Annotated in this window: 18 protein-coding genes; 3 read left to right on the forward strand and 15 right to left on the reverse strand. The window is 34.1% G+C overall.

Annotated elements, in window-relative coordinates; all coding sequences use genetic code 11:
* Positions 1–132: IS3 family transposase (locus tag ACWM35_RS23045; protein ID WP_454821309.1), on the forward strand; the 132-nt coding region annotated here is incomplete at its 5' end.
* 510 nt (positions 133–642) lie between these two features.
* Here the strand turns inward: ACWM35_RS23045 and ACWM35_RS23050 are convergent.
* Positions 643–2,502, reverse strand: a complete 1,860-nt coding sequence (locus ACWM35_RS23050) for a peptidoglycan recognition protein family protein (RefSeq protein ID WP_454821248.1) — start codon at positions 2,500–2,502, stop codon at positions 643–645.
* Between the two features lie 282 nt (positions 2,503–2,784).
* On the opposite strand from ACWM35_RS23050, the gene ACWM35_RS23055 reads away from it, so the two are divergent.
* Positions 2,785–3,741, forward strand: a complete 957-nt coding sequence (locus ACWM35_RS23055) for a hypothetical protein (RefSeq protein ID WP_454821249.1) — start codon at positions 2,785–2,787, stop codon at positions 3,739–3,741.
* 115 nt (positions 3,742–3,856) lie between these two features.
* On the opposite strand, the gene ACWM35_RS23060 is transcribed toward ACWM35_RS23055, so the two are convergent.
* From ACWM35_RS23060 to ACWM35_RS23075, 4 genes are all read right to left on the reverse strand, one after another.
* Positions 3,857–4,441, reverse strand: coding sequence for a hypothetical protein (locus tag ACWM35_RS23060; RefSeq protein ID WP_454821250.1), 585 nt, complete (start codon positions 4,439–4,441; stop codon positions 3,857–3,859).
* A gap of 47 nt (positions 4,442–4,488) precedes the next feature.
* Positions 4,489–5,553 carry a glycosyltransferase family 4 protein gene (locus ACWM35_RS23065; RefSeq protein WP_454821251.1) on the reverse strand — a complete coding sequence of 355 codons (1,065 nt, stop codon included), beginning with the start codon at positions 5,551–5,553 and terminating at the stop codon, positions 4,489–4,491.
* Positions 5,554–5,750: 197 nt separating this feature from the next.
* On the reverse strand, positions 5,751–6,482 hold the full coding sequence (locus tag ACWM35_RS23070) for a WecB/TagA/CpsF family glycosyltransferase (protein WP_454821253.1): 732 nt from the start codon (positions 6,480–6,482) through the stop codon (positions 5,751–5,753).
* A 188-nt stretch (positions 6,483–6,670) separates the two neighbouring features.
* Complete coding sequence (locus tag ACWM35_RS23075) at positions 6,671–9,082, reverse strand: N-acetylglucosaminidase (protein ID WP_454821254.1); 2,412 nt, start codon at positions 9,080–9,082, stop codon at positions 6,671–6,673.
* Between the two features lie 240 nt (positions 9,083–9,322).
* Here ACWM35_RS23075 and ACWM35_RS23080 point away from each other — a divergent pair, with 240 nt between their 5' ends.
* Positions 9,323–9,589: a hypothetical protein gene (locus tag ACWM35_RS23080; protein ID WP_454821256.1), complete on the forward strand. Its 267-nt coding sequence runs from the start codon at positions 9,323–9,325 to the stop codon at positions 9,587–9,589.
* Between the two features lie 98 nt (positions 9,590–9,687).
* On the opposite strand, the gene ACWM35_RS23085 is transcribed toward ACWM35_RS23080, so the two are convergent.
* The 10 genes from ACWM35_RS23085 to ACWM35_RS23130 form a co-directional block, all read right to left on the reverse strand.
* Positions 9,688–11,319 carry a hypothetical protein gene (locus tag ACWM35_RS23085; protein WP_454821258.1) on the reverse strand — a complete coding sequence of 544 codons (1,632 nt, stop codon included), beginning with the start codon at positions 11,317–11,319 and terminating at the stop codon, positions 9,688–9,690.
* 54 nt (positions 11,320–11,373) lie between these two features.
* Positions 11,374–11,691: an EamA family transporter gene (locus tag ACWM35_RS23090; RefSeq protein WP_454821259.1), complete on the reverse strand. Its 318-nt coding sequence runs from the start codon at positions 11,689–11,691 to the stop codon at positions 11,374–11,376.
* Positions 11,681–12,007, reverse strand: coding sequence for an EamA/RhaT family transporter (locus ACWM35_RS23095; protein WP_454821260.1), 327 nt, complete (start codon positions 12,005–12,007; stop codon positions 11,681–11,683). Before ACWM35_RS23095 ends, ACWM35_RS23090 begins: the two co-directional genes overlap by 11 nt.
* Entirely contained in the window at positions 11,995–12,624 is a 630-nt protein-coding gene (locus ACWM35_RS23100; protein WP_454821261.1) for an HAD-IB family hydrolase, read from the reverse strand. The genes ACWM35_RS23095 and ACWM35_RS23100 overlap by 13 nt, the downstream gene beginning before the upstream one ends.
* 30 nt (positions 12,625–12,654) lie before the next feature.
* Positions 12,655–13,563: a decaprenyl-phosphate phosphoribosyltransferase gene (locus ACWM35_RS23105; RefSeq protein ID WP_454821262.1), complete on the reverse strand. Its 909-nt coding sequence runs from the start codon at positions 13,561–13,563 to the stop codon at positions 12,655–12,657.
* 264 nt (positions 13,564–13,827) lie between these two features.
* The gene (locus tag ACWM35_RS23110; protein WP_454821263.1) at positions 13,828–15,156 is read right to left on the reverse strand and encodes a glycosyltransferase family 2 protein; all 1,329 of its coding nucleotides are present in this window, start codon (positions 15,154–15,156) and stop codon (positions 13,828–13,830) included.
* A gap of 263 nt (positions 15,157–15,419) precedes the next feature.
* On the reverse strand, positions 15,420–16,568 hold the full coding sequence (gene wecB, locus ACWM35_RS23115; protein ID WP_454821264.1) for a non-hydrolyzing UDP-N-acetylglucosamine 2-epimerase: 1,149 nt from the start codon (positions 16,566–16,568) through the stop codon (positions 15,420–15,422).
* Positions 16,569–17,017: 449 nt separating this feature from the next.
* Positions 17,018–17,173, reverse strand: a complete 156-nt coding sequence (locus tag ACWM35_RS23120; protein ID WP_454821265.1) for a hypothetical protein — start codon at positions 17,171–17,173, stop codon at positions 17,018–17,020.
* 198 nt (positions 17,174–17,371) lie between these two features.
* Complete coding sequence (galU, locus tag ACWM35_RS23125) at positions 17,372–18,253, reverse strand: UTP--glucose-1-phosphate uridylyltransferase GalU (protein WP_454821266.1); 882 nt, start codon at positions 18,251–18,253, stop codon at positions 17,372–17,374.
* A 290-nt stretch (positions 18,254–18,543) separates the two neighbouring features.
* Positions 18,544–22,728: a bifunctional 2',3'-cyclic-nucleotide 2'-phosphodiesterase/3'-nucleotidase gene (locus ACWM35_RS23130; protein WP_454821267.1), complete on the reverse strand. Its 4,185-nt coding sequence runs from the start codon at positions 22,726–22,728 to the stop codon at positions 18,544–18,546.
* Positions 22,729–22,795 lie beyond the last annotated feature (67 nt).

Below are 22,795 nucleotides of genomic sequence, written 5' to 3' on the forward strand. Positions count from 1 at the left end.
CTAAACAAATACATTACCTTTGAAGAGTTAAAGCAAGACATTGAGGAGTACATACAATTTTATAATCATGAACGATTACAAAAAAGACTAAACGGCCTTAGTCCCTTAGAATACAGGGCTAATGCCGGTTAGTGTGTTTTATTTATTTCCGCTGTCTACTTGACGGGGGGCACTTCATCGAAGCCATCGGCTTTTTCTATTTTTTAGTTTCATAGGTTTCCCCCGATTAATATTTTAATTTTAATACTAAATATTTTTTGTGTTTCTACTAAAAGTAGCGTAAATAAATGATTTTTCCCTTTTGTTGGCAATTACAAAATACATCCTTGAATTTAAATTCCTCCTATTTCTCTAATACATAGTCACTATAAAATAAGTAATTTCATAATATTGCTATTATTTACAAAATACAACATTTTTCAATATCCAAATTTCTTTATTTTTCGACAGAATTAATTTAAAAACAGTGTTTGTCTATAAGATTTAATTAAATAAAAAAACGCTGTTGATATCGAAATCAACAGCGTTTTCAAATGATTATTATTATAAACTATTACTAAATTTCTTAGGAGATCAAGAAATATTCCATTATTTTCTTCAAAACAGAACTCTGAATTATAGGTGTTTTCAACTAATAAAAAGTTAGTTAACTTTTTGAGTACTTACCCACCATCCGCGAGTATCACGGAGCCATTGTGCCTTTTGTTCAGCAGCTTCAAGTCCGGCAAACCCGCCTGTTACGATACGGAAATACCTTTCAACTCTTCCGGAAGGCTCATAAGTGGCCCACCAGCCTCTATTCGTAAAATGAGACAAGGCTTGTCTGACGGCATTTTCATCAAGAAACTCTCCTGTTCTAATCCGATAGTAGTATACAGGTTCTCCTCTTTCCTCGTATGTTGCCCACCAGCCTTTTGCCGTAACACGAGTAAGTGCTTCTTTTACTGCTGCTTCTCCACCAAGACCTCCTGTTACAATTCGATACGTGTCAGGCTCTCCCGTTGCTTCGTAAGTAGCCCACCAGCCTGTGTCGCGTACTAATTCTCCAAGTGCCCGCTCCACATTCTCTTTTCCTTTAAATCCTCCAGTTACAATCCGATAAATGGAATATGCTGGTCTTGTTTTTTCATACGTCATCCACATTCCTGTGTCGGACTGTAAGGCATTCATGGCTTGTCGTGCTGCTTCTTCCCCAGTATATTCACCTGTTACAATTTGAAAATAAGGGGCAGTTAAACCCGTTGACTCATATGAAACCCACCAGCCGGTTTGGGTACGAAGTGCTTCCAATTCCCGCTTCACTGTTTCTTCACCGAGCATTCCTCCTGTTACAACTCGATATAAAGGTGGAGCGGTACTGACGGATTGATATACTTGCTTAAGCTCTGTCATAAATTGTGACCACCCACCGGTATCCAAAATAACACGTGGGCAGTACTTGCCAGACCAGTTAATGTGACCTTTTACATTATCCATTGGAATATTAAGCTCATCAATTAAATATGTGATTAATTTTTTTGCATTTTCCTCAGCCTTTGCGTAGTTGCCATCTGCATTTTCTGTAATTTCAATTCCTATTGAACTACGGTTTCCTGGTCCATCTCCATCTCCCGCGTGGAAGGCAGATTCATTTAAAGGAAGATGCTGAATAATTTGTTCATCATCAACTGTAAAATGCCAGGAAACCCATGCATTTGGGTTCGATGCCGCTTGGTTTAACAAATACCTACCATGCAGATCTGCGTCAGCCCCAACTGCAGTATTGGCCGTATTATGAACTGTAATAAAGTCTGGTTTTAACGGGTAAGCAGGGCGTACACTTACATTACCGGTGGGAACAATCATTTTTTTATACGGGACCCCGTGAATGTTTGAAGTATTGAAAGACTCTACTGTACCATCAAATTTTGCTTTGTCAGTCGTAATCCAAACCTGACGAGAATTATATTCAACTAAAAACCAGCTTCCCGCCTGCTTCACAACATGAACTGTGGAAGGAGCAATTGTTTCATCCGTTCTAAAGCTTGGGAATGGTTCAGTATGAATATAAACGGTTTCCTGAAGTGTAAGATTGGCATTTTTTCCAACTACGTCTCTTAAACCCACTAACTTCTCATCGTTATAGACCCATCTTTGTCCCAAATATGTATTGATGAGGAACCATTGTCCATTCCTTTGCGTAGATTTAACAACCTGCGGAGCCATTCCCCCACTTACAGCTCCGTTGGGACTAGTGTACAGGGAAATATATTCGCTGTTATAAAGAATGAATTCCCCGCTTCTCTTAAAATTGGAAAAAACCCTTGTAGATATTTTCCCTGGAGCTGGCGATGTAATCGTGCTTTTTCCATTCTCAACAGAAATAATGCTTAAGTCCGCAATTTCTGTTTGATTGGTTACCTCATTTTGAACAGAATCGTTTGCAAATGCACTTTGCGTGGTTGTAAAAGCACTTCCTGTCAAAAGCATTACTGCAATAATTGTTTTTTTGAAATTTTTCATAGTATCCTATACAGTCAAAAACTGTTTGCTCTCCCCCTATTAATATCATTTTCTTCTAAAATATAGATAAATAACCTTATATTTTTATTATATCAAAGTAAGATTATTTGACAATTTATCTACTAAAATTTTATTTTTCGAGCAAAAATAAAATTCTTTGCTATCTATAATAAAAAATGGCGTTCTACAATCTGCTTGTTAACCTATTGAATAAGAATTATAATATTATTTTGAATTTGTTATTAAAGTTTACAAAACACAAGTATAAAGGGGACAAACTTAATGAATGGAACACAACAAATAAATAGGAATCCGGCTAATTACTTTTCATTAAAAATCACCATTTTTTTATCAGTAGTATTTGCTGCTGCATTGACTCATTTACACCTACAAATTGTCGATTATCATTATTACGATATGCAATTTCCATGGTACGATAATATTGTTAATAATAATGGTCCATATCCCGATCAATACCGCATACTAACTTATTATATAGCTCATCAGTTAATCAAAGCAGGAATCCCATTTACGATTGCATTCGCCGGCTTAAGATTTATATTTACAGCTTTATGTTTATTTATCTTCATTAGATATTTGGAAAACTGGGTTAAACCAATATCCGTATTATTAGGATTTTTCATTTTAGTTTCGGTATTACCCTTTACATATCTTTTTTATGGAATGCAGCCTACAGACCCACTTAATATGTTAATTTACTTCTTGGTGTTTTTCTCGTTCTTACATAAAAAATATTTTATGATGTTTCCATTAATCATAATTGGAATGGTAAATAGAGAGACTGTTATCCTAATCCCTTTAATATACGCATGTTTACAGTTCGGAGCTGTACCATTTCGAAAGTGGCTACCTCAATTTCTCACTTCATCAATTATTGTATTGGGTATTTATTTTGGTTTAAGGTGGTTTTTTGGTCTTAAAGAACCCTATGCACCAACATCTCCCTTCCATTATTGGAAAGTTAATTTAACGGATTGGAAAACATGGGTACAATTATTCGGTTTCTTCAATATTTCAGTGTTAATTGTATGGTATAAATGGAAAGAAAAACCCGAATTCTTAAAAAGAATATCCCTAATACTTCCAATATTTATCCTTATTCATTTTACTCAAGGATATATGAGAGAAGTGAGATATTTCTTACCCATTTTACCGATAATCATCCCACTAACGTTAATTAATCTAGAGTTAAAATTTAAACAATTTTATCAAACCTGATTTTTTTAAACCCGCATTTTTTTTGATATTATTTCTATTTCGAGACGAGGTTAAGAGTTTTATACTCTTAACTTTTTCATTTATCTTTTAAATCAAAAAAGAGCCTAACTGGCCCTTAAGAAATTCTTTCTATTTCATTTAGTAGTTTAATCATACGCTGATCTTTTTTTAGCATATATGTGTTCATAAATTCCTGACCTACTGTGGAAGATAACTTTTTTTGAAAAATATCATTTTCTAATTGCTTATATATTAGATTAAATTCTGCCTCAGTTTTCTCTTCATAATGTTCCATTATCGCTTTGTACTTGGATTGAAATAAAGAAAGGTCTTCATTTTTATCCTTTTTAATCCTATATTCTTCCTGAGCTTGCTCGATTAAGGAATCCAATCTTTTATCTGCCATACTATTAATTTCTTGAAATCTTTCTCTAATTTCATCATTGATTTCACTACTATCTCCATCAAGGTTAGTGCTGTTTCTCTCATCTCCTTGACCTATACTAGTTGAAACATTTCTATTTTTGTCAGTGACTATCGTTTGATTTTGGTTATTAGACTGAGAGATTTTATCGTCACTTTTTTTGTTTACTACAGCTTTATCCTCTTTTTTTTGAAGGACATTATAATTTGAAATTAGCGTAATGGCAACAACAACTACTGCAAATAAACATAATCCGAAAATAAATTTCTTCTTCATAGAAACACCTCAACATAGAAAAAGGCATCCATAATTGTGGACACCTCTCAAATTTTGTTTCTTAATTTTACCAGTTTTAAGTCTTTAATAAGATTTAATAAGGGTTTATAATCCTCTCTTACCAGACCGATTTTTTCAACAAATAATTCAATTACTAACAGCAAGGTTGCAATAACAATTAATGAACCCCAAACCGTTGCTTGCGAAAAGATAAATGCTGCTAGACCAAAAACAATACTCATGGCATAAATTAAAAGTACAGTCTGGCGGTGAGTAAACCCAGTTCTTAGTAAGCAATGATGCAAATGGGATTTATCTGGAGATGATATAGGTTTTTTATTAATAAGTCGACGAATAATAGCAAAAAAAGTATCTGATATTGGTACTCCTAAAATAATTATAGGGATAATTAGTGAGATGAAAGTAATATTTTTAAAACCTAAAAGTGATAGAACTCCGATAATATAACCAAGAAATTGGGAACCAGAATCGCCCATAAAAATCTTTGCTGGATAAAAGTTATATAACAAAAATCCTAAAGATGAAACAGCAACAATCAAGGCAATTAGCATTACATAAATATTACCCATTACAAGAGCCATCCCAGCAATCGTAAATAATGCAATAGAAGAGACACCTGCAGCTAAACCATCTAAGCCGTCAATTAAATTAATAGCATTGGTTATACCTATGATCCAGATCATTGTTAGTGGTATACTAAAAATTCCAAAATTAACTTGACCACCAAATGGTAAGTTAATAAATTCAACATTCATATCTCCCATAACTACTACGATAAATGCAGCAGTAATTTGGCCAGACAACTTTAAGAGAGGTGAAATATCTTTTATATCATCGATTATCCCAGTAAAAATGATAATCAAACTTCCTAAAAGAATTGGTATATGAAATTGATTGGTTGGATGAATAATAATAATACCAATAATAAAACTTAAGTATATCGATAAGCCGCCTAATCTAGGCATTAATTTCTCGTGAACTTTACGTTGGTCAGGTTTGTCAGTTGCACCAATTTTATATGCAAACTTTTTCACAAATGGAGTAAGGAGAATTGCCGACACGAAACAAATCATTAATGTAAGATAAAACATACGTTCCTCCACAATTCAGCCTATTATTTACAGTATACAGGCTTTCTTTAGCATTACAAAATAGCTATGATAGTACACCTTAATGGAGTATAGCACAAATTTTTACATAAAGATACATATTTCTCAGAATAGAATATTACAAGCTTAATATAAATAATGTTTTCTAATGTATTGGACGTATAAGTATTATTTTAGTTTCATCTAAAAGAGTGATTTTTCAATACCTTAATGATAAAAAGCGGCAAGGCTAACATCCTTCTCCATCGACTTGGTTGTTTTAGGAGTCTATACAACCACTCTAAGTTCATTTTGCGCCAAAATTCAGGAGCCCTTTTTACAGTTCCTGCAAGCACATCAAAACTCCCGCCTACTCCGACAAAAAGTCCTTTTTCTAAATCCGCATAATAATCATAAATCCATTTTTCTTGTTTTGGAAATCCTAATGCAACAAATACTAAATCAGGTTGTGTTTGTCTTATTTCATTTTTTATTTCCTCTGAATTCGTAAAATATCCATCCCTAAATCCAGCAATGACTAAATTAGGGTAGCTTTCTTTAATATTTGAAATAGCTTGTTCAAGAACTTCCTTTTTTGCGCCAAGAAAATAGGCACTCCATCCTTGTGAATTACCATAAGTAAGTAACTCGCACATAACTTCAAAGCCTGGTATTCTTTCTGGAAGCGGTTCTCTAATTATTTTTGAGGCTAAAATGATTCCAAATCCATCTGCAATAACAAAATTAGCATCGCTTAATATTTGTTGGTATTCTTGGTTGTTATCAGCATAATAAACAATTTCAGGGTTAGCAGTAACTAGAAAGGTCTTTTGTGAGTTCGTAACCCTAATGAAAAGCTCCTTTAGTAGTTGGGATCTAGAGATGTTATCGAAGGATGTATGTAAGATGTTGATTTTAGATTTTTCATTCATGGTATTCACTCTTCCTATTCCTGATGACTGAAATATGTTAAAGCAATAACAAAAGATTTCATATATTCTCATATGTATACTACTATCATGAGTATAAAGGAATGTCCACCGGTATAGCAAATTCACCTAAAATAATAATAAATAAAAAGGACTGACTTCAACAATAATTGATGTCAGTCCCTATTAGATTATTTCTTATAAACAGGTAAATCTGTATAAAGAGTATAGTTATCTAATAGTTTATAAAGATTGTAGATATTTGTTACTTGTTTAGATGCCCATGCAATATCTGTTGCGTACTGATGATAGGTTACTATAGGATTCCATCTCATTTTATAAATCGTATCCTGCTGAAAAGTTTCATTATAAATATAACCTTTTCCAATTAATGACGCACCACCAATTATGGCAAGTTCAGGTGTAAACCAACCTTGCTCATAAGCTGTCTGAGCTCCACAGGTTTCAGGACAACTATCATATGCGCCATACCCATACATATTATAAACTACTTTACCGTTGTATGATATTCCCTTTGCTAAAGAAGAACTTCCATACCCAGTTTCTAATAGTGAATGGGATATTAGATATAGTTCATTAATATTATAAAGTTGAGCAGCCTTAACAAAAGTCTCAGCAGTACCTTTTAGTATTCCTGCATTGTTATTTAATATTTTCTCATTCACTTCATTAACATTTATTCCCGCAGGTTTTGATAGCTTTAAAAATTGGAAATACTGTATGCTATCAGACGGAAAATTATTTGGGTTTAAATAATATGCAACATCTTCTGACTTTGCATTTCTCCATGTTAGAGAAATTTTATACCATTCACCTTCAGTAGCCAATATTCGAAAGCCGGTAAATCCATTACTAAGTTGTGCAACAATACTATAGTTGGTACCAGGGCCACTTCTAACATTTAAACCATTCGTGGTGATTTTGTTATTTACAACATCTACATATGCAGAGTGCACATAAGCAGGCTCATTACGATACTTATCAGTTTGTGGAGATTGTTTCATTTGTAAATTTAACATTTCTTCTAATGTTAAATTATAATTTGTATATGATACTTGAGGTCCACTTTTAACTAATACCGTGTTCGTATACCACCCATATAATTCACTTAGCTTTTTGGCACTTGCGAGGGCATTTTCATAGCCTTGAAATGCGCCAGTAACAATTTTAAATACAGGCTCAGTCAATCCAGTGGGGTTAGAAGATGCCCACCATCCATTTGTAGTAAAGAAATTTAACGCTTTTTCACTTTCATGGGCTAATAATGGATTACTTTTAATCTGGAACATAGTATAACCATAATTGCCCGTATATTGTGTTGAATACCACCAACCATTGGTTTTAAAGTAATTCATTGCTATATTTAGCTTGTCTTTTTCAAGCACTGGCCCTGTTACAACTCGATAGAAAGGGTAAAACTTTTCGTTCGAGAGTTGCGTAGTAGCCCACCAATTTCTACTGCTGAAAAAATTTAACCCCTTACTAATGATTGCTTCATCCATCAGTGAACTTGAAACCACTCGAAAATATGGAGAACCCTTTGTACCAGTAAGATTAGCTGTAGCCCACCAATTATGATTTGCGTAAAAATTTAATGCCTTGTTTAGGGTATCACCCTTTAAAATTGGATCAGAAACAATTCTATATAAAGTCGGTATTTTGTAGTTACTAGGAGTGGTATAATACCACCATCCCTTTTGGTTCATATAATTTGTAGCTAATTTTAGTGAGTCTCCATATAATTGGCTGATTTTAATTCTAAAGATATCAGCAACATCTGTTGGCTCGTAAGTAGCCTGCAATCCTGTATCAGTCATTATTTGACTCACAATAGCTTGAACATTTGCCTCTCCGCCAAAACCACCCGTGACGATTGAATTTGTTTCAATGTATTGAACAGGCTCGTAAGAAGCGTTTATTCCAGTGCTAGCAATAAAGTCTTGTAAAATAGCTTTTACATTATCTTCACCAGAAAATCCGCCTGATAGTACTTTGTAGTAATCTTCGGTTTGTCCAGTTTGCTCATAAGTTGCTGATATTCCTGTGGTTTGTTGAAATTCTTCGAGCACTCTTTTTACATTTTCAACACCATAAAAACCACCTGATGTTATTTGCATTTTATTTTTCCCTTGTCCTGTTGGCTCATAAGATGCGGGAATCCCTGTTATAGTACTAAAATCCTGTGCTATCCTCTTTGCATTTTCTTCTCCGTAAAAACCACCCGTAAAAATTTGTTGATATGGCTCTTGATTACCAACTGGAAGATAGGAGGCACTTAAACCTGTTTTGGATTGAAATTGACCTAGTTTATCCTTTACGTTTTCTTCTCCATAAAACCCACCTGAAAATACCTGATAGTAAGGTACATAAGTACCAAGTGGTTCATAGGTTGCCCACCAACCAGTATCTGCTGATATTCTATCAATTGCGCTCTTTACATTTTTTTCTCCTGCAATTCCACCTGTTTCAACTCTATGCATTGAAAAATCCGTTAATGCAGAAGTAGTTTTCGGAGAGAAAATAACACCAGAAAGAACAAGAGATAATACTAATGAACTAAATCCTAACTTCTTCTTTCCCAATTTCCACAAACACCCCCTATTATTCTATTAATTTATATATCTAAAATAACATAAATAATACCAAATCTCGACAAAAAGATTTATATAACGACTATATTTATGATAGAGACAAACTAGAATATTGTCAACGGACTCAATATGGAAAATATTTGCCGAACGAATAAGAATTCAACCGTATCTTAAAGTGCAAAAAATTTGCTTTATCTTTAGTTAAAAAAGTCAGCATAAATTGTTTCTTTTATGGATAAAAATAGAATTGGAGGAAAATTAAATAAAAGTTGGTGGGAAGTTATGATTTATTTGGGTATTGGAGTCATTTTGTTTTTAATATTTTTTTCAGGTATGATTCGTATTGAACTAGAAAAGAGAAAAGTAAGAACGGACCCAAATTATCAAAAGAACATAGAAAGTGAAGAAAAAAAAGGCAGTCGATATATAACCGTCATTGAAAATTTAATTTTTTGGACATGTACTCTTCTTGTCATCTACAGTATATTTGATAACTAAATACAATTTTATAATCTTTATATAACAGATAGAAAATAAAAAGGAGTTTAAAGAAGACTTATGAGATTCTCCTTTAAACCCCTTTTTATTGCAAAATATTATTTACAAAATTCCGTTTCTGAATAAGGGAAAAACTCCCTGTTTTCACAAGTTAGTGTTTCAACTAATTTGTACTTAATATTCTTTTCTGAAAAACGCATTCTATTTGAATAGTGATTGCTTAGTTTAACCTCGACCTCATCGCCTTTTTGTGCAAGAGCCTCCAGCTGTGAATCCACCTGTCTACTTAAATTATATTGATCAGTAAAATGATACTTTGAAACAAGCAGGGTATTTACTAATAAAACAGACATGATTGCCCAACCAAAGTAAGTAACCAGCCTTTTTTTTGTAATAAAGGCAAAAATCACTATTAAAATTGGAGCAATCCATATTTGAGGAGTGTATCTTGCCCACCATGATTCTGGATTAATAAGTACGGAAATTAACAGAATCAAACCAGGGAAAATAATATACCGTACTCTTTTCCAACCTTGAAAAAGTGAAATCAATAATAGTAAAACTGAAACAAGTAGTGCGCCACCGAATAAAGGTCCAAATCCACCTGCGCGAACATCTGGTGCAGTAAATACCTCTAATTCTTCCTTCTTAATAGTGAACGGGATTTTTTTCTCACTAAATCTTGGATTAACAGGATTTTCAGATTTTGCAAATAATGAGTGAGTCAGGCTTACAATCGGATTGTGGTAAATATAATTAGCTGGGCTGTTAGTGGTCATAATATCAACTGCATCTTTACCAAATAACGGATAAAATGGATTACCTTCTTTGATGGTATTTGTTATATATGGATTACATCCAATAACTGCGATGGCAACGATAAAACTAATAACAACCGGCCAGATAATTCGTTTAATTATGTCTTTCTTTTTGAACAAAATTAAAACAACTAAATAGGTTACCCCAATTACACCAGCGTATACTAGTGCAGTAAACTTAATATTGACCAACAACAAAATTGAAAAACAAAGAACTACAATTTCCCAAAGACCATATTCATAGAACAACCGATAAGCCATACAAAAGATTATCAATAATAAAGAGTATATTTGTCCATCAATATAAAAACTTGTCAGTTGTGTAAGAACAATTGGATTAAAAGCGAGAACAACAGATATCATAATTGATTTAATAGCTTGTTTAGGGAACAATTGAGACAGAGTTCCTAAAGTGATTAGAAATGAAGAGATAAGTAAGGTGAAATTAAATACTTTTCCCATTTCGATTACACCTGTAAGCTTATAAAATACAGCCGATAGTATCCAAGGACCCTTTGGATAGTGATTAATCCAAAGCTCATGAATAACAGCAACAGGATCTCCAAATATCGGATTCCAATTATTCGCCAATTGGATGATAGCCTCTTGTTGGTATGCTTGTCCATCATAAGATAAATCATAAAATTGTGCAGCAAAAAGGCCTCCAACAACAAAAATCCCAGCTAATAATATTAAATTCCAAAGATACTTTTTCATGGATACCTTTCTATCCACGGAAGTGTATAGATCTCGAATTAAGATTATTGTTAATACAAGAGGAATCCAGAAATTTAATTGAGTTATTGATGCGCCTGTAAAAAAAATAATAGTGGAGACAATTTCTATTAATGCCATAAAAACGATGACAGAATAACCAACTGAAAGTACAAATTTCTTATTAACGTTAACCATTTTATCTCCTTCTATTTAAATTTTCGATTTTTTAAATCAGAATTACTCATTTGGTTAAAGAACCAGCATTACAATTCCCAAAATAATAAAAACCACACCTATAAGCTTATACTTTCCAATTTTCTCGTTAAATACCCATTTTGCCAATATTAATGCCCATATATACGTTAAGGCATTAGCTGGAAAGACGACTGTATATGGAAGTTCTTTAAGCAACACTATATTGAGGAGGGCACCAATACCATAAAAAAATCCTCCCACTAAAAAGAAAATCTTTTTTTTGGTGGTAGATAGTAGTTTAAAAAATACTCCTCCTGCAGCGCCGAAAAGGGTCATAATTACTAAAAGCATTATAAATAAACTACTTTTCATTTGAGGTAAAGGTCACTCCTATAAATAAAAAAATAATAGCTATAATTTTCATATATGTAATGGGTTCATCCAAAATGAACCCGCCTAGAAGCAAAGCAAATATATAACTAATCGACATCAAAGGGTATGCAACCGAAAGCTTCTCTGTTGCGAAGGATTTAATCATTAGAAGCGCTCCAGCGCCATAACAAATAAATCCTAATATCATAAAAACAAAATAGCTAAAACCCATTTTCCAAAAAAGTTGTCCAGTGGCTGTAAGTAACGCCGAAGTAATCATCAAAAATTTCCCAGAATGTTTCCTTAATATTTCCAAGTTAGATCCTCCAAACCAGGATGCTTCTTGTTTATCAGGTAATTATTTTTTACTAGAGAGAACATGGGTCTATCTGTCAAAGAGTCAGAGTAAGCATAGGAATGATTAAAATCAATATCCAAATCATTATCTTCTAAATAAGCTAGAATTCTGCATACCTTTTCCTCACCTTTACAGTTAAGGCCTACTATTTTATTTTTATACTTCCCATTTTCTAATTTTAAATCTGTCCCCATTACAGCATCAACATAGGGAATAGTTTTGAAAAATTTCATATACGCATATGGTGATGCTGTTACTAAGATAATATGACAGCCTTCCTCTTTCCTGATTTTCAATTCATTAAGGGCAGAGGAATAAATATTTGGTGTTAATACTGTCAAATAAAACTTTTCTAAATCCTCGTCACTGAGAAACGTAATTGCATGAAAGAAAGGTTCTTTTGCACGTTCTAGTTTAACAAACTTTAGTTTATATAGTACCGTATATACTACAACCAATACTAAATTAAATATCGTAGATGGCTTCCTTTTGAACCCAAACAAAAGGAAATGAAACATCGAATCTATACTAATTATCGTCTTATCAATATCAAACAATGCTACCTTTTGTTTCATAAATTTCTCCTATAAACTTCATTTAAATAACTACTCAAAAAATGCAAGGATCCCAATAATGGAAATAACATATAGAGTTACCGTAACCAATATATGCATATCCTCAAATAATAGCTTATCTGGAGACCCTCCTTTTCCCTCAATATGGATTAAATATAAATAACGGAATATCCCATAAATAACAAACGGGATTGTCCACATTAAATGGATTGTCCGGCCAGATGTGAAGGTGAATAAAGAATAGCTAATAACAGTTGCGGTAGTGACAATACTGTTTAATTGATCGATTAACTGTATTGAGTATTTTTCTAAAACCTTCCTATGGGAACCTTTTTTAGACTCTAGCAAAATAAGCTCATGTCTTCTTTTACTAATTGCTAAAAATAAAGAAAGCAGCATAGTACAGATTAAGAACCACGGAGTGAATGGGACATTAATAATTAGTCCACCTGCAATTGCACGAAAAACAAATCCAGCGGCAATAATCATAACATCCAAAATAACAACATGCTTTAACTTTAGCGAGTAGGAAACATTTAAGATAAAATAGACTGCTAACAGTAAAGTAAATAAGGGATTTAAGAAAAAGGAAGAAACTAATGAAATTAACAGTAAAAATCCACCAAAAGTTAATGCCAAATAGGGGTTTAATGCTCCTGAAGCCATAGGACGATACCTTTTAACTGGATGTTTACTATCTGCCTCACGATCTACGAAATCGTTTAAGATGTATACACATCCTGCAACAAAACTGAATAGGAAAAATCCAATGATTGTTTTTGTAACTGTTTCAAGGCTAATGACTTCAAAAGAAAATATGAGTGCAGCAAAAATTAATACATTTTTAGTCCACTGCTTTGGTCTAAGCTGTTTAATGAGTAGTTTTAATACGTGTGTAGATGTTATGACACCCTCATTTTGTACCTTTACGGGAGACATAGTAACACCGTCCTTGTTATATAATAATTAATAATAAATATTTCAATTTCATCTTTATTATATTAATTAAAATATTTATTTTTATTTAATCAATAAATCCTAAATTAAAAATCCCAAGTTAGAATAAACTTCTTATCTATGATACAAATTTTTTTTGTATGTGACAAAAAATTTGACACGAATTATCAACAAAAAGGGAGGCACTAAATTGTGTCCTCCTCTTCATTTGCATTAGCATTTAATTTCAAAATAAAAACAAACTTATTAGTGATTTTCTCTTTCATGCTTAACTGTTGTTTTATTATGTTCCGTCTTTACCCATGTATGCTGCTCTCTCCATTTTAATAAACCTACTATTTGGGCATAAATGAAAGTATATGCATAGTAGAATATTGAAAAAGTCATGTAGAAAAATCTAAATTTATGGGTAGTATCTGTTCTAATTGCATAGTACATCATTACTAAAAATTGATAAGCAAAGAAGAAAATAGAAATAATACTAGAACCAAATAATAAAGGAATTAATCTTCCACCAAGTGCTGGAATTGCAATGTATTTTTGTGCAATTAAGGTATAGACAAAAGAAACAGCAATACCAATTAAAACAATACTCAGTTGGACCGCTTTCGCCATTCCAAAGAGATAAAACATTTGGTCAAGAATCTTTAATTTCCCTTTTTCCATAAGCAACTTTTTCATCATTGGCTTAAAGTTCGAAAAAGCAACAAACCAGTGCCCTTGTGACCATCTTGTTCTTTGTTTAATACTAATTTTAAGATCATCAGGCTTTTCATCGTAAACACGTGCAAAATGGTTCCATAGAACCCGTCCATTGTCCTTTACAATTTCAAGTTCTAATTCGATATCTTCAGTTAGAGATTTGAAGCTGAATCCTCCATGCTTCATTAAATATTCTAACTTGACAACAAACCCAGTTCCACCAATAGAGTTCGGTAAACCCACTCGGTATTTCGATAATTGGAAGAAACGATTTTGAACATAATAACTCATTGCATATCCTAATGATAAAGATGTCATGGAATTCTTTGAGTCAAGGTAGGCTTGAATTGCCTCAGGCTTACCTTTAGCAACATACTGAGAGTTTAATTCCTTTAAAATATGTGAATCCACATGATTATCGGCATCCAAAATCATTAAGCAATCATATTTCTCAGGTAGCTTATCAAATCCTAAATAGCGAAGTGCATATTGTAATCCTGCAGGTTTACCTACGCCTTCTCTCGGGAATAGTTTTTCACTGGTTTCAACATATTTCATTCCCATTTCTTCACAAATTTCACCAGTTCTATCTGTACTATTATCATTTACAACATAAATATCAAAAAGATCTTCGCGATAGTTAATCTCTTGTAAATTTTTTATAGTAGAGCCTATAACCTTCTCTTCATTATGTGCTGCTACCAATATTAAGAATCTTGTTTGATCTTCAATAATCTCGTAATCACGTTTGGCCTTTCCAAATCCAAAAAAGCTTAAAATCAAATAATATATGGCTAAAACGTTGACATAAACGGCAAGTATTAAAAGGACCACTAAAAAGACAGGAACTATTATTCCATTTATAAACTCCATTTTACTCCTCCTGATTTAAAGAATATTCTCTCATGAATATTATAATTTCATGTATAGATTTTGTTATTTAGGAATAAAACTAACCAATAATTTTATTGGGTGTATTTTGCCCAAAGAAAAGACTAACATAACAAATATATTTCCGCAAGGTACAAATCGCGTGGAATATAATGTATATCAGGTTATTTAATTAAAAAATGCCCTTGCCTTCTTATATAGACAAGGGTATTTTTTGTCCATTCATATTATTAATTAGTTACCAATTACTTTGCGATAAAGTTCGCTGGTCTTTCTTTCGATTGGCCAAAATGATAAAGAATAGCCTCCACGATTCTCTTAGAAGCTTCACCATCCCCATATGGATTTGATGCCTTAGCCATAATGTCATGAGCCTCTTTATCAGACAATAACTCATTTGCCAAGTGGAAAATTGTGTCCTCATCCGTTCCAGCCAACTTTAAAGTACCTGCCTTAACCCCTTCCGGCCGTTCAGTAGTATCCCTTAATACCAGTACAGGAACTCCTAAAGACGGTGCTTCCTCTTGAACTCCACCAGAATCTGTTAAAATCAAGTATGCCCTCGAAGCGAAATTATGGAAATCAATTACATCTAATGGCTCAATTAAATGAATCCGCTTGTTTTCCCCAAGAATCCTATTCGCAATTTCACGAACAAGAGGATTCATATGTACCGGGTAAACGACCTGTATGTCTTCATGCTCATCAACAAGTCTACTGATTGCTCGGAACATATTTTCCATTGGCTTTCCTGTATTCTCACGGCGATGCGCAGTCATTAAAACTAATCGGTCTGTTCCCAATTTTTCTAAGACAGCATGAGAATAATTATCCTTTACAGTGGTCTTTAAGGCATCAATTGCCGTATTTCCTGTAATGAAGATATTTTCACTCTGTTTATTTTCTTGTATTAGATTCTCCATTGACTGATCTGTTGGAGAAAAATGGAGGTCAGCTAACACCCCTGTAAGCTGCCGATTCATTTCTTCAGGATATGGAGAATATTTATTTCCTGTACGCAACCCTGCTTCAACATGACCAATCGGAATAGAATTGTAAAAAGCAGCCAAACTTGCAACAAAAGTGGTTGTAGTATCACCATGTACTAATACAATATCAGGTTCTACTTCCTGAAAAACTTTATTTAACCCTTCCAAACTTCGTGTTGTAACATCTATGAGCGATTGTCTGTCTTTCATAATATTTAAGTCATAATCTGGCGTAATTTCAAAAATTTTCAGTACCTGATCTAGCATTTCACGATGTTGGGCGGTTACAGTTACAATAGATTTAATCTTATCATTATTTTTTTCTAGCTCTTTCACAAGAGGAGCCATTTTGATAGCCTCAGGTCTTGTCCCAAATACTGTCATTACCTTTAGTTTATTTTCCATATGTACCTCCAATAATATTTCTAATTAATCAATTATAAGTATTTTCATTAAAAAACGACAAATATCGATGCTTTTTTATCATATCAAATAATGTACTTTGTGGAAATCAATAAAATTTATTGTAAAAAAACTGTAATTAAAACGTTTTTGTATGCTAATTGAAGTTTGCAATTCCAACCTCAACTTTCCGCTTTTTTAATCAACCTTTCCCTCTTGTTTTCATCCTTAATATTCACCAAGCCTATTGATAATATTAAATTTGTTAATACAAATTTATACATACTCTTCAGTATGAAAATTTAACAGACTGCACAATACAAATCATTGGTTATCTGCAAATACAATCCTTCTTGCATTAAAAGTATAAAAAAGCACTCAATACACATTACGGTATCGAATGCCTTTTTAATCTTTATCCTGCTTTCAAGATAGCGAATGTACAGTTATAGCTATCTGATTAACATATGCTGTAAATCATCTTTTAAATCTTCTATAATTCTCTTTAAAGTAATACTCTCATCTGTCAAACCTTTTTCATATGCCTTTTTTATTACATCATAAAAGTCGTACTGGGGAGTTTTTTCTTTAGTTGCTTTTTCCTCCATCAGTAATTCCACCAATCTTGTAAAATTAGAAAACTTATTAAATATCAATCTAATAGTAGTTTAACAATAATTGATTCTTTTCAACAAAATACTTATGAACTTTTTATGTCAAAATCCATAATAAAACCCAATTTTTAAATTATCATAAGGAGTTTCACTTTACAAATGGATAATTTTACACTATCAAACTAAAAAATATTATTTTTCTTTTATAAACTCTAATTTGCTCTTCATAAATTTCAACAATTCATCCCTCAACTCTTCCTTTTGAAGTGCAAATTCTATCGTTGTTTCTATAAAACCTAGTTTTTCTCCAACATCATATCTTTTCCCGTCAAATTCATATGCAAAAACTCGTTGTATCTGATTTAGTTTTTGAATAGCATCTGTCAGTTGTATTTCTCCACCTGCACCTATCTCTTGTTTATCAAGAAACATAAAAATTTCAGGAGTAAATATATATCTTCCAATAATCGCTAAATTTGATGGAGCAGTACCTAATTTAGGCTTTTCCACAAAATTTTTAACTTGGAAGGACTGACCTAACTGTTCAATAGGGTCGATTATTCCGTAACGATTTGTTTCATTTTCCGGAACTCGTTTTACTCCAATTACAGATGAATGAGTCCTATTATATTCATTCATCAATTGTTTTAAACATGGTGTTTCAGCCTGAACAATGTCATCTCCAAGTAATACAGCAAAAGGTTCATTGCCAATGAAATTTCTTGCACACCAAACCGCATGTCCAAGCCCTTTTGGTTCTTTTTGCCTAATATAGTGAATGTCTACTATTTTTGAGGGCCGCTGTACTTCCTGTAATAAATCAAGTTTTCCTTTGTTCTGTAAAGTTTGCTCAAGTTCTAGAGCATTATCAAAATGATCTTCAATAGCACGCTTACCTTTACCTGTAACAATAATAATATCCTCTATGCCAGAAGCAACAGCTTCTTCAACTATATATTGAATGGTTGGTTTATCAACAATTGGCAACATTTCCTTCGGCATTGCTTTAGTTGCTGGCAAAAACCGTGTACCGAGTCCTGCTGCTGGTATTATAGCCTTTCTTACCTTTTGCATAATTACTTTACCCCTCTCATTATCAATGACTACTAGACAAAAACAAATATAATTTATAATTATAATATAATATTAATTAGCATGAATACCTACTCAATATAGGAAGGAAAGAGGAAAAGTCAATATAAATTTTATAAGCCCCATCTAAAAAGTTGGGGCTTATTGGATAAAAAGGTATTAAATTTTAAAATAAGTATAATCAAGAAATTACAAAAAGTCAAAATAATACAGCAGTACCACATATTCTGCCGGAAAAGACCCTCCCCATAATGAGGAAGGCCACTTTCCTATTACCCCTGTACCCTACGTCTCCGAACAACCAATCCCAAACCAAATGCAACGAAAAGAATTCCAAACAATAAGTAGTTATAACTATTAGTAGCAGTATTCGGAAGCCCCTTACCGTTCATCGGCGTTGGTGCAGTTTCTTTTAGGGTTGTTTGGTTTCCTGGAACTTCAAATACCGTGAAGATAGTGAAATGGTCGGTTTTCACTTCTACTTTGCCATTATTATAGACGGCGCCAGGAACTAGTTCCCAAACTTTTGTTTTTTCATTGAAATAGAATACTTTTAGATCTTTTGTGTTTTTTACTTTGCTTGCATCTACATCAAAGGTCAAAGTAATTGGTTCAGCAAATTGAGTGATTTCTTTACCATCAATATAGATGTTGAATTCATATACTGGGCTCTTTGCATTTTTGATGTTTGCCATGCGATTTAATTTCACAGAGAAATCTTTGCCTGCTGAAAGAACGCTTAAAGGAATGGATAGTTTTACATCATCATTGTTTACGAATAATGGGATTCCTTTTTCCTTTAATTGAGCAATTTGTTCTTTTGTAAGATCCACTTTAACTGATTGTTCTTTACCTAGGTCAATTGAAAGTCCTGCTTTTTCCTTTACAGCTTTTTCAATCGCAGTAGCAAAATCCTTTGCACCGATTGTCGCTTTACCACCACTGATAACTGGTTTTACAGTAACTATTGGATCTTGTGCTGGTGTGGTTGGATTATCGGGTGTAACATCATTTGCAAAAAGAATTCGGCCTTCAATTGCTGCTGAAATCGGTTGTTTCTGTGCTTTCACATAATTAATCAATGCATCTAAATCTGTCATCCAGACTTTACGGTCTTTACCTTGTTTCAGGATCGTGTAGCCGTCGCCACCGTCTGCCATAAAGTTGTTTACGGCAACTGTGTAGTTAGCTTTCGGATCAATTTTCTTACCGTTTGGTAGGAAAATATCTAAAACCTTTTCCCCAAGTGGCTTTTCTGGAGACCATGTGTATTTCAAGCCTGAGATCGCCATGATACGGTTACGGTCCGCAGAAAATTGTTGATTTAATAACGTTCTAATTTGCTCACCAGTGACAGTCAAAGTCACAACATCATTACCGAATGGTTGAATCGCGAACAATTCGCCCCATGTGATTGGACCTTTATTAAGGTTATCACGGATACCACCTGAGTTCATGAAGGCAAAATCTGATTTTGTCGCATCACGCATGCTATCGGCAATCAAGTTACCAAGAGCAGATTCACCTGCTTCATTGGCTACTTTCGTAATTTCAACAGCTGCTTCACCAACTACTGCTCCAGTGATTGGAGCTATATCCGCCAGATAACCATCGAGCTCAGCCTTAATTTTTGCATCAGGAGTGATATTTTTCTGGAATGTCGAAACGATTTCTGCTCTTTTCGCAACGATTTCACCTGTTACAGGGTCAATTGCTAAATCAATATCCGAGAATGCTGTTCCATAAGAATATGATTGAACAAGTAATTTTCCATCAACCGTTGAGTTTAAGTATTTATGATCATGTGCACCGATGATTACATCTACTTCATCGTCAACTTCGTTGGCAAATTGGACGACTTCTCCTGTTGGATTGGAACCATCAACAGCTGAAGTTCCTGGATTATGGGCAAGAACAACGATTGCCTCAATTCCTTTTCCTTTTAATTCTGCCGTATATTTATTGATTGCTTCTACTTCATCCGTGAATTTAACGCCGGCAACACCGCTTGCTGTTACAATACTTGGTGTTTCAGTCGTAATGACGCCGATGAAGCCAATCTTCTTGCCTTCTATTTCTTTAATCACATAAGGATCTAAAAGTAGCTCCCCAGATTTTTCTTGAACAACGTTCGCAGCAACATAAGGGAAGGAAGCTCCTTCAAAATAGCCTGTATTCTTATGGTATCCGCCTTTAATTAAGCGCATCATTTCGGTAATACCTTCATCAAATTCATGGTTACCGAGAGTTCCAAGGTCAAAACCAATTTCGTTTAAGAATTGGATCGTTGGCTCATCCTGTAATAATGCCGAAACTGGACGGCTTGCGCCAACAGCATCCCCTGCATGAAGCATCAATGTATTTGGATTTAAAGCTTCACGTTGTTTTAAATATGCAGCTAAATATTCGATTCCGCCAACGACTTCTCCATTTACCTTTGTGCTGTAATCAAGCTGGCCATGAAGGTCATTGATTCCTAGTAATTGAGTTTTAACAAAATCTCCAAATAAATATTCACGATAAGTGTCAGTGCCTACGACAGTAGTACCAAGCGGCGCGATATTTTTTGAAGCATCGGCATAAGCGATCGCGTTAGGGTCGTTTGACGATCTGAATTTTAACTGGACATTTCCATTTATCTTCGCGATCTTCCAGTTATTATCCGCTACAGGATTTACAGTTCCTTGTGCACTAATATAGTCCATCAGAATTTGACGGTTTTCAAATGGAGAATCCACTACTACCTTAGCAGTCTTCAATTCTGGTAAACCGCCGCTGCCGCCAGCACGATAGTTATTAGTCGCAACGATGAATTTTTGGTCCATTTTTACAGGCGTTCCATCCATCATTGTTAAATTAACAATACGTTGTCCAACTGGCTTTGTTACATCAATTTCGTATTTAACTCCATCAATGACATCATAGTTATAAGGACGGAATTCATAGTCTAGTAATTCTTGTGGTTCAGTCTTATTTGGATCAATTGTCTTGAATTGGGAAGCAGAAATTTCTAACCATCTCTTCACCTGGTCACCATTTACCTCAACAGCCTTTAATGTATTATCAAATAAATACAAGTCAGCTGCACTCTTAATTGTTAATTCACCTTTTGCGATGCTTGTGAAGTCATTTGGACCGCTGCGCCCGCCTTTAAATGGGGCTGCCGCTGAAAGAACCGGAAGATTCTTATATTCTTCTGCCGCATTCGTTTGAATCCAGTTCTTTACATAATCCATTTGCGCGGCGTTCACAATTTGTGTAGAGGCATCATCCATTACACGGGTAAAGAAGCTATGTATCGGAATACTAGTTTCACCGATTTTTCCACGTACATATTGAAGTGTTCCGTTATGTTCATCTGCAACTGCATCAACGATGGTTTGATCAGCTGGAGTGGCTTCTACTACTGAACGGTTTACGGACTTCGTTTTTGCATTTCCTTTATCAACCGTCCATTTACCTTGATCATTTTTAACTAAAGCAAGGTCAAGGACCCCAAGGTTATTACCCCAGAAGCCAGCCTCGACTGCTTGAGTCCCGTTGATGCTGCCTTTTGCTTGGTCGATTCCTGCTTTATCTTTAAAAGATGCATCTTCAGGAAACTTTAAGTGGGCATGACCAAATAGCATCGCATCGATTCCAGCCACCTTTGTTAAATCATAAACGGCATTTTCAGCTTCTTCCTGACCTTGAACAGTAATGTCACAGCCAGAGTGAGCGATAGCAACGATAATTTCCGCGCCTTCAGCTTTCATTTTTGGAATAAATTTGTTTGCTTCTTTTACGATATCCTTCGCAATGACTTTTCCAGTTAAGTTATCTTTATCCCACTGCATGATTTGCGGCGGTGCGAATCCGATGACTCCAACCTTAACGACCGCTTCCGTTCCCGCTTCAGTTGTAATCTTTTTATCGATTATTTTGTATGGAGTAAAATAGTTTTTATCATCCGTTGCATCATCATGATAGATGTTAGCGTTAACAACAGGGAATTTAACTTCCTGTAATACATCATTAAGGTAGTCTAAACCATAGTTAAACTCATGGTTTCCGACGATTGCCGCATCATAGTTTAAATAGTTCATAGCTTTAAAGATTGGGTGAGTGTCATTTGGACCCAGTTTTTTTACTTTGGCCACATAGCTTGCTAGTGGATTTCCTTGGATTGTATCTCCGGCATCAAATAGCATCGAGTTCGTTACTTCAGATCGTGCTTGTTTAATTAGAGTAGCTGTTTTCGCTAAGCCATAATCCTTTACTGTCGTATCTTTGTAATAATCATAAGGCATAACGTTTGAATGAAGATCCGTCGTTTCCAAGATTCTAAGGAGTGCTGTGTTTTCTGTTGTAGTTGCTGCTTTTACATTAGAAGGCATGGAAGGTGAAACCATTGTACTAAGTAACAAAGCTGTGGCTGTTAGTTTACTAACGATGCCGATTCGTTTCCTTTTACTCATAGTGCTTTACACCTTTCTTTCTTAAGGTTAATAGATTACTAAACTAAAATACTAGTAAAATTTACCC

The organism is Neobacillus sp. K501, assembly GCF_053749995.1.

Excerpts from the sequence above, each read along its gene's own strand:
- ACWM35_RS23110 (WP_454821263.1), bottom strand. The coding sequence starts at position 15,156 with ATGGAGTTTATAAATGGAATAATAGTTCCTGTCTTTTTAGTGGTCCTT.
- ACWM35_RS23100 (WP_454821261.1), bottom strand. The coding sequence starts at position 12,624 with ATGAAACAAAAGGTAGCATTGTTTGATATTGATAAGACGATAATTAGT.
- ACWM35_RS23120 (WP_454821265.1), bottom strand. The coding sequence starts at position 17,173 with ATGGAGGAAAAAGCAACTAAAGAAAAAACTCCCCAGTACGACTTTTAT.
- ACWM35_RS23090 (WP_454821259.1), bottom strand. The coding sequence starts at position 11,691 with ATGAAAAGTAGTTTATTTATAATGCTTTTAGTAATTATGACCCTTTTC.
- ACWM35_RS23130 (WP_454821267.1), bottom strand. The coding sequence starts at position 22,728 with ATGAGTAAAAGGAAACGAATCGGCATCGTTAGTAAACTAACAGCCACA.
- galU (WP_454821266.1), bottom strand. The coding sequence starts at position 18,253 with ATGCAAAAGGTAAGAAAGGCTATAATACCAGCAGCAGGACTCGGTACA.
- ACWM35_RS23080 (WP_454821256.1), top strand. The coding sequence starts at position 9,323 with ATGGATAAAAATAGAATTGGAGGAAAATTAAATAAAAGTTGGTGGGAA.
- ACWM35_RS23060 (WP_454821250.1), bottom strand. The coding sequence starts at position 4,441 with ATGAAGAAGAAATTTATTTTCGGATTATGTTTATTTGCAGTAGTTGTT.
- ACWM35_RS23105 (WP_454821262.1), bottom strand. The coding sequence starts at position 13,563 with ATGTCTCCCGTAAAGGTACAAAATGAGGGTGTCATAACATCTACACAC.
- ACWM35_RS23085 (WP_454821258.1), bottom strand. The coding sequence starts at position 11,319 with ATGGTTAACGTTAATAAGAAATTTGTACTTTCAGTTGGTTATTCTGTC.
- ACWM35_RS23070 (WP_454821253.1), bottom strand. The coding sequence starts at position 6,482 with ATGAATGAAAAATCTAAAATCAACATCTTACATACATCCTTCGATAAC.
- ACWM35_RS23050 (WP_454821248.1), bottom strand. The coding sequence starts at position 2,502 with ATGAAAAATTTCAAAAAAACAATTATTGCAGTAATGCTTTTGACAGGA.
- ACWM35_RS23055 (WP_454821249.1), top strand. The coding sequence starts at position 2,785 with ATGAATGGAACACAACAAATAAATAGGAATCCGGCTAATTACTTTTCA.
- ACWM35_RS23065 (WP_454821251.1), bottom strand. The coding sequence starts at position 5,553 with ATGTTTTATCTTACATTAATGATTTGTTTCGTGTCGGCAATTCTCCTT.
- wecB (WP_454821264.1), bottom strand. The coding sequence starts at position 16,568 with ATGGAAAATAAACTAAAGGTAATGACAGTATTTGGGACAAGACCTGAG.